We start from the raw sequence: 5,674 nt of genomic DNA, 5'->3' as shown, positions 1-5,674 counted from the left end.
CCCGTACGGCGGCGGAATCGAGCCCGGTCATGGCAAGTCCTGTCCCGCCCCGGTCCGCGCTGCCGGACCGAAGGCATCAGTTCGTTCATTGAACCTTGCTGTCCCGGTCACCGTAGCATGGTTGGTTCAGTGACTGAACCGAAAGGCGGAAAGTCGCTACAGTGGGGGCATGGCACTGGGCAAGGACTACGCGACACAGGAGTGCTCGATCGCCCGCGCGCTCGAGGTCGTCGGCGAGCGCTGGACGCTGCTCGTCGTCCGGGACGCGCTCTACGGCGTGCGGCGCTACAACGACTTCCTGGTCCACCTCGGCATCCCGCGCGCCGTCCTGGCCGCCCGGCTGCAGACGCTGACCGCCGAGGGCATCCTCGAAAAGCGCCGCTACCAGCAGTCGCCGCCCCGGGACGAGTACGTCGTCACCGAGCGCGGCATCGCCCTGTGGCCCACCCTGCGCGCGCTCGGCAGCTGGGGCCGCGAGCAGTTCGACGGGGCCCGGCTGCGCTACTTCCGGCACGCCGAGTGCGGCACCGAGCTCGGGCCGTACGGCGAATGCGCCCTGTGCGGAACCATCGTGCCGGTCACGGACGTTGTCATGGAGCCGGGCCCCGGGCTCGATCCGGACCCGGCGGACCCGGTCAGCCGCGCCCTGCTGAAGCCCAAGCGGCTGCTGGAGCCACTGGAGACCGACCAGGCATAATCGACGGACAGGCACAATCGGCGAGTCACAGACGCCGGTCGGGGGAGGGGGAAGCGATGAGCCGCGAACGCAGCGGTGCCGTCGCGTTCCTGCTGGCCCCCCTGTTCCTGCTGCTCCCCCTCGCCCTCCTCGACACCGGCGGCCTCACCACCGCCGTCGCCCTCGCCGCGACCGCCGCCGCCGGTTCCGCGCTCGCCCTGTGCGGCCACCTCGCCGCCCGCTCCGTGCCCGCCGTACCGCCCACCCGGGTGCGCACGGCGATACGCGACCGGGCCCGGCGCACGGCCTTCCTGTCCCAGCGCGACCCCGACGCCCCCGGCCGCCGCCGGCCCAGGGCACCGGGACGGACCCTTCCGGCGACCGCCGCGTAGGGCACACCGGGCACACACACCACAGCCCCTCCGTGACCCCGCGCGGGTCGTCCTGCCGAACCCTTCTTCGCATTCCGGCACGACGAGACCCCCGGAGGGCTCACCCATGTCCGTCTTCTCCGTCTTCGCGCACCTGGTCGAGCGGCTCGCCGACCTGCTCGCACCGCTCTGCCACGCCTCCGCGACCGCCGCCGCGATCGTCCTGTTCACCGCGCTCGTACGGCTGCTCGTCCACCCCCTGTCCCGCGCCGCCGCCCGGGGCCAGCGGGCCCGGGCCGCGCTCCAGCCGAGGATCGCCGAGCTGCGCCGGCGGCACGCCAAGGACCCCGAGCGGCTGCGGCAGGCGGTGCTGGAGCTGCACACCGAGGAGAAGGTCTCGCCGCTGTCCGGCATCCTGCCGGGCCTGCTCCAGCTCCCCGCCTTCTTCCTGCTCTACCACCTGTTCTCGGGTGCCGGCGGCGCGGGCGGCGACCTGCTCGCCCACCGGCTGTTCGCGGCGCCGCTCGGCGGGCGGTGGGCCGACGCGCTCGCCGGGGACGGGCTGTTCGGCGGGGCCGGGGTGGTCTACCTCGGGCTCTTCGCGCTCGTCGCCGCCGTCGCCTCCTTCAACTACCTGCGCACCAAGCGGCAGATGGCGCAGAACCCGGTCATGGCCTCCGCCGCCGGCGGCGAGGCGGTGCCGGGGCTCGGCGCGGTCGGCAAGGTGATGCCGTTCCTGTCCTTCCTCACCCTGGTCACCGTGGCCGTCGTCCCGCTCGCCGCCGCGCTGTACGTCGTCACCAGCACGACGTGGAGCGCCCTGGAACGGGCCGCGCTGTACCGCTGACGGCGGTCGCGGGGCGGCGCGCGGTCACGGTCCACTCCCTGAACAGGGTCTTGCGGGCCGGACGGGGTGCTTGGAGGATCGTCCGGCCCTCCGATGGCTGCACCCGTCGGCCGGGCGCCTCCGCGATCGAAGGAGATGGTGACCATGAAGCTGCTGCGAGTCGGTACGGCGGGGGCGGAGCGCCCCGCGCTGCTCGACGCCGGCGGGACCCTGCGTGACCTGTCCGCACTCGTGGACGACATCGACGGCGCGCTCCTCGCCGACGAGGCCGCGCTGGCCCGGGTGCGGGCGGCGGCCGACTCCGGTGAGCTGCCCGCACTGGACGCGGGGCTGCGGATCGGGCCGCCGCTCGGCCGCATCGGCAAGATCGTGTGCATCGGGCTGAACTACCACGACCACGCCCGCGAGACCGGTGCCGAGCCGCCCGCGGAGCCGGTGGTCTTCCTCAAGGCGCCGGACACCGTCGTCGGCCCGGACGACACCGTGCTCGTGCCGCGCGGCTCCGCCAAGACCGACTGGGAGGTGGAGCTGGCGGTGGTCATCGGGCGTACGGCCCGCTACCTGGAGTCGGCCGAGGAGGGGCTCGCGCATGTCGCGGGGTACGCGGTCGCGCACGACGTCTCCGAGCGGGAGTTCCAGATCGAGCGCGGCGGCACCTGGGACAAGGGCAAGAACTGCGAGACGTTCAACCCGCTGGGGCCGTGGCTGGTGACGGCCGACGAGGTGCCGGACCCGCAGCGGCTGGCGCTGCGGCTGTGGGTCAACGGGGAGCTGAAGCAGGATGGTACGACGGCGGAGCAGATCTTCCCGGTGGGGGAGGTGGTGCGGTACCTGAGCCGCTTCATGACGCTGTACCCCGGTGATGTGATCAACACCGGGACCCCCGCGGGGGTGGCGATGGGGCGGCCCGAGCCGAAGCCGTACCTGAGGGCCGGGGACGTGGTCGAGCTGGAGGTCGAGGGGCTCGGCCGGCAGCGGCAGGTGCTGAAGGACGCGTAGCCGCGCCGCCGGGGACGCCGGGGAACCGCGAGGCCGTGGTTCCCCGGCGCCTTGAGGTCCCCGGGGTCATCCCAGCAGTGCGGCCAGGCGGCGCCATTCCTCCCTCGGCAGGGTGCCGCCGGTGGTCTCCGTGACCACCTGGAGGGCCACGTGGTCGGCGCCCGCCTCGTGGAAGGCGTTGACGCGGTCGCGGATACGGGCGTCGTCGCCCCAGCCGAAGACCGCGTCGATGAGCTGGTCGCTGCCGCCGTCGGCCACGTCGCTCTCGGTGAAGCCCAGGCGGAGGAAGTTGTTGGTGTAGTTGGGGAGCTTGAGGTAGCGCGAGAGGTAGGCGCGGGCGATGGCGCGGGCGCGGGTCGGGTCCGCTTCCAGGACGACCTTGAACTCCGGCGCCAGCAGCGGCTGTTCGCCGAGGATCTCGCGGGCCTTGGCGGTGTGCTCGGGGGTGACGAGGTAGGGGATGGCGCCGGCCGCCCGGTCGCCGGACAGCTTCAGCATCTTGGGGCCGAGGGCGGCCAGCACGCGCCGGTCGGCGGGAAGGCCCGCCTTGTCCAGCTCGTCCAGGTAGCCGACCATCGCGGAGTACGGGCGCTGGTAGCCCTCCACCATGGGGCCGTGGCTCACCCCGAGGCCCAGCACGAAGCGGCCGGGATGGGCCGACTCCAGCTCGGCGAAGTCGGCGGCGGTCTCGGCGGCGTCCCGCTGCCAGACGCTCTGGATGCTGGTGCCGACGGTGATCCGGCCGGTGGCCCCGATGAGCGGGGCGGCGTTCGCGGCGGTGCTGTTGCCGCCCAGCCAGATGGCCCCGTAGCCGAGTTCCTCCAGCTCGGCGGCGGCCTCGTCCTGCTCGGCGCGGCGCTCGGGTTCCTCCGCGCGCAGTGCGACGTCCCAGACGCCGTACCGGCCGATGCGCTGCTTCAGCGGGCCTGTGGTGTCACTCATGCGGGCGATCCCTCCGGGTGGTGGGGCTGTGCTGTGATCATCACTTCCCACTGCCAACCGGAGGGCTCCGCCGCTGATTCCCGCGGTGGCGCCGGGGGGTCGAAGTTCCCCCGGTCGGCCCAGGTCCCGTCAGCCGGCCGAGGTGCCGAGGAACTTCTCCAGCGCCTCCACCACCAGCCGGTGGTCCTCCACCTGGGGCAGGCCCGAGACGGTCACCGCGCCGATGACGCCGACGTCCGCCACCCGGATCGGGAAGGAGCCGCCGTGGGCCGCGTAGACGTCGGGGTCGAGGCGGGAGGAGTGCTCGAAGGTGGTGCCCTTGGCCCGGAAGCGGGAGCCGACCAGGTAGGAGGGGGCGCCGTAGCGGACGGCCACCCGGCGCTTGCGGGCGATCCAGGCGTCGTTGTCCGGGGTGGAGCCGGGCAGGGCCGCGTGGAAGAGCTGCTGGCCGGCGCGGTGGATGTCGATGGCGACGGGCAGCCCGCGCTCGCGGGACAGCTCCACCAGGAGGGAGCCGAGGGCCCACGCGTCCTCGTAGGTGAAGCGCTGGAAGACCAGCCGGCGTTCCTGTTCCTCCAGCTCCTCGATGGTGGGGGCGAGATCGGTTGCGGTGGACTGGGTCATCGGAGGGTCACCGTCACTTTCTCCTGGGCGGACCTGCGGGCCGCCTCCAGTACGTCCAGCGCGGCGGCCGCCTCCAGGGCGGTCACCGGGTTGGGTCCTGTGCCGGCCAGGGCGGCCGCCACGGCCGCGTAGTAGGCCGGGTAGTCGCCGGGCAGGGTCGGTACGGGGGTGCCGCCGCCGGTCAGCGGGGACTCGCCGGCGCCGACGCGGCCGTACAGCGACTCGGGCTCCGCCCCCCACTTGGGGCCCGGGCGCAGGCCCTCGCGCAGGGCGCCCTCCTGGGGGTCGAGGCCGTACTTCACATAGCCCGCCTCGGAGCCCAGCACGCGGAAGCGGGGGCCCAGCTGAGGGGTCGTCGCGGACACGTAGAGGTGGGAGCGGACGCCGCCGGCGTGGGTGAGGGCGATGAAGGTGTCGTCGTCGGCCTCGGCGCCCGGGCGGCGGACGTCCGCCTCGGCGTACACCTCGGCGGCCGGGCCGAACAGGACCAGGGCCTGGTCGACGATGTGGCTGCCGAGGTCGTAGAGCAGGCCGCCGATCTCCGCCGGGTCGCCGGACTCGCGCCAGCCGCCCTTGGGCCTGGGGCGCCAGCGCTCGAAGCGGGACTCGAACCGGCGGACCTCGCCGAGCGCCCCGTCCTCGAGGAGGGCCCGCAGGGTCAGGAAGTCGTTGTCCCAGCGGCGGTTCTGGAAGACCGACAGCAGCAGACCGCGGTCCTCGGCGAGGGCGGCCAGCGTCCGGGCCTCGGCCGCGGTGCCGGCGACCGGCTTGTCCACGACCACCGGGAGGCCCGCTTCCAGGGCGGCGGTGGCGAGCGGGACGTGGGTCTTGTTGGGGGAGGCGATGACGATCAGGTCCAGCTCGCCCGCGCGGGCGAACAGCTCGTCGGGGGTCGCGGCGAGCCTCACGCCCGGGAACTCGCCTCTGGCCTGCCGCTGCCGCTCCGGGTTCGAGGTGACGACCGTGTCCAGGGCGAGGCCCTCGGTGGCGGCGATCAGCGGGGCGTGGAAGACGGAGCCGGCGAGACCGTAACCGATCAGGCCGACGCGCAGGGGTGTCGCGGCAGTCATGCCTCCACTTTCGCAACGCCGTTGCCAAAGTGCAAGCGGTGGGGAGAATGGGGCATGTGAGCATGGACAGGACGAGGAGCGGACGGGCCGGGGCCGGGGCGGACGTGGGCGCGGTGCGGTCGCACAACAGCGCGCTCGTGCTCGG

7 protein-coding genes are annotated in these 5,674 nt (G+C 73.7%); 4 read left to right on the top strand and 3 right to left on the bottom strand.

Annotated features, from left to right (window positions below; genetic code table 11):
* The first annotated feature begins 169 nt into the window (after nucleotides 1–169).
* The 4 genes from FRZ03_RS20905 (at nucleotide 170) to FRZ03_RS20890 (ending at nucleotide 2,893) form a co-directional block, all read left to right on the top strand.
* Nucleotides 170–697, top strand: a complete 528-nt coding sequence (locus FRZ03_RS20905) for a winged helix-turn-helix transcriptional regulator (protein WP_146466684.1) — start codon at nucleotides 170–172, stop codon at nucleotides 695–697.
* 56 nt (nucleotides 698–753) lie between these two features.
* Nucleotides 754–1,068 carry a DUF6412 domain-containing protein gene (locus FRZ03_RS20900; protein ID WP_146466683.1) on the top strand — a complete coding sequence of 105 codons (315 nt, stop codon included), beginning with the start codon at nucleotides 754–756 and terminating at the stop codon, nucleotides 1,066–1,068.
* 106 nt (nucleotides 1,069–1,174) lie between these two features.
* Entirely contained in the window at nucleotides 1,175–1,894 is a 720-nt protein-coding gene (locus FRZ03_RS20895) for a YidC/Oxa1 family membrane protein insertase (protein WP_146466682.1), read from the top strand.
* Nucleotides 1,895–2,038: 144 nt separating this feature from the next.
* Nucleotides 2,039–2,893 (top strand): fumarylacetoacetate hydrolase family protein, encoded by an 855-nt coding sequence (locus FRZ03_RS20890; protein ID WP_146466681.1) that lies wholly within the window; start codon nucleotides 2,039–2,041, stop codon nucleotides 2,891–2,893.
* Nucleotides 2,894–2,959: 66 nt separating this feature from the next.
* On the opposite strand, the gene FRZ03_RS20885 is transcribed toward FRZ03_RS20890, so the two are convergent.
* The 3 genes from FRZ03_RS20885 to FRZ03_RS20875 all read right to left on the bottom strand — a co-directional run bounded on the left by FRZ03_RS20885 (nucleotide 2,960) and on the right by FRZ03_RS20875 (nucleotide 5,529).
* The gene (locus tag FRZ03_RS20885) at nucleotides 2,960–3,835 is read right to left on the bottom strand and encodes an LLM class F420-dependent oxidoreductase (protein WP_146466680.1); all 876 of its coding nucleotides are present in this window, start codon (nucleotides 3,833–3,835) and stop codon (nucleotides 2,960–2,962) included.
* A 129-nt stretch (nucleotides 3,836–3,964) separates the two neighbouring features.
* Nucleotides 3,965–4,459, bottom strand: a complete 495-nt coding sequence (locus tag FRZ03_RS20880; protein ID WP_146466679.1) for a heme-degrading domain-containing protein — start codon at nucleotides 4,457–4,459, stop codon at nucleotides 3,965–3,967.
* A complete protein-coding gene (locus FRZ03_RS20875; protein WP_146466678.1) occupies nucleotides 4,456–5,529 on the bottom strand; it encodes a Gfo/Idh/MocA family protein in 1,074 nt (357 codons plus the stop codon). The genes FRZ03_RS20880 and FRZ03_RS20875 overlap by 4 nt, the downstream gene beginning before the upstream one ends.
* Between the last annotated feature and the right edge of the window lie 145 nt (nucleotides 5,530–5,674).

It is taken from the genome of Streptomyces misionensis (genome assembly GCF_007896895.1).
In the GTDB taxonomy this organism is placed as follows: Bacteria; Actinomycetota; Actinomycetes; order Streptomycetales; family Streptomycetaceae; genus Streptomyces; species Streptomyces misionensis_A.
The sequence above is the reverse complement of the archived record's forward strand: the minus strand, read 5'-3'. Positions and strand labels throughout refer to the sequence as shown.

Bases quoted from the DNA above. Each gene is read 5' to 3' on its own strand.
- FRZ03_RS20900 (WP_146466683.1), top strand. From the start codon at position 754: ATGAGCCGCGAACGCAGCGGTGCCGTCGCGTTCCTGCTGGCCCCCCTG.
- FRZ03_RS20885 (WP_146466680.1), bottom strand. From the start codon at position 3,835: ATGAGTGACACCACAGGCCCGCTGAAGCAGCGCATCGGCCGGTACGGC.
- FRZ03_RS20890 (WP_146466681.1), top strand. From the start codon at position 2,039: ATGAAGCTGCTGCGAGTCGGTACGGCGGGGGCGGAGCGCCCCGCGCTG.
- FRZ03_RS20895 (WP_146466682.1), top strand. From the start codon at position 1,175: ATGTCCGTCTTCTCCGTCTTCGCGCACCTGGTCGAGCGGCTCGCCGAC.
- FRZ03_RS20905 (WP_146466684.1), top strand. From the start codon at position 170: ATGGCACTGGGCAAGGACTACGCGACACAGGAGTGCTCGATCGCCCGC.
- FRZ03_RS20880 (WP_146466679.1), bottom strand. From the start codon at position 4,459: ATGACCCAGTCCACCGCAACCGATCTCGCCCCCACCATCGAGGAGCTG.
- FRZ03_RS20875 (WP_146466678.1), bottom strand. From the start codon at position 5,529: ATGACTGCCGCGACACCCCTGCGCGTCGGCCTGATCGGTTACGGTCTC.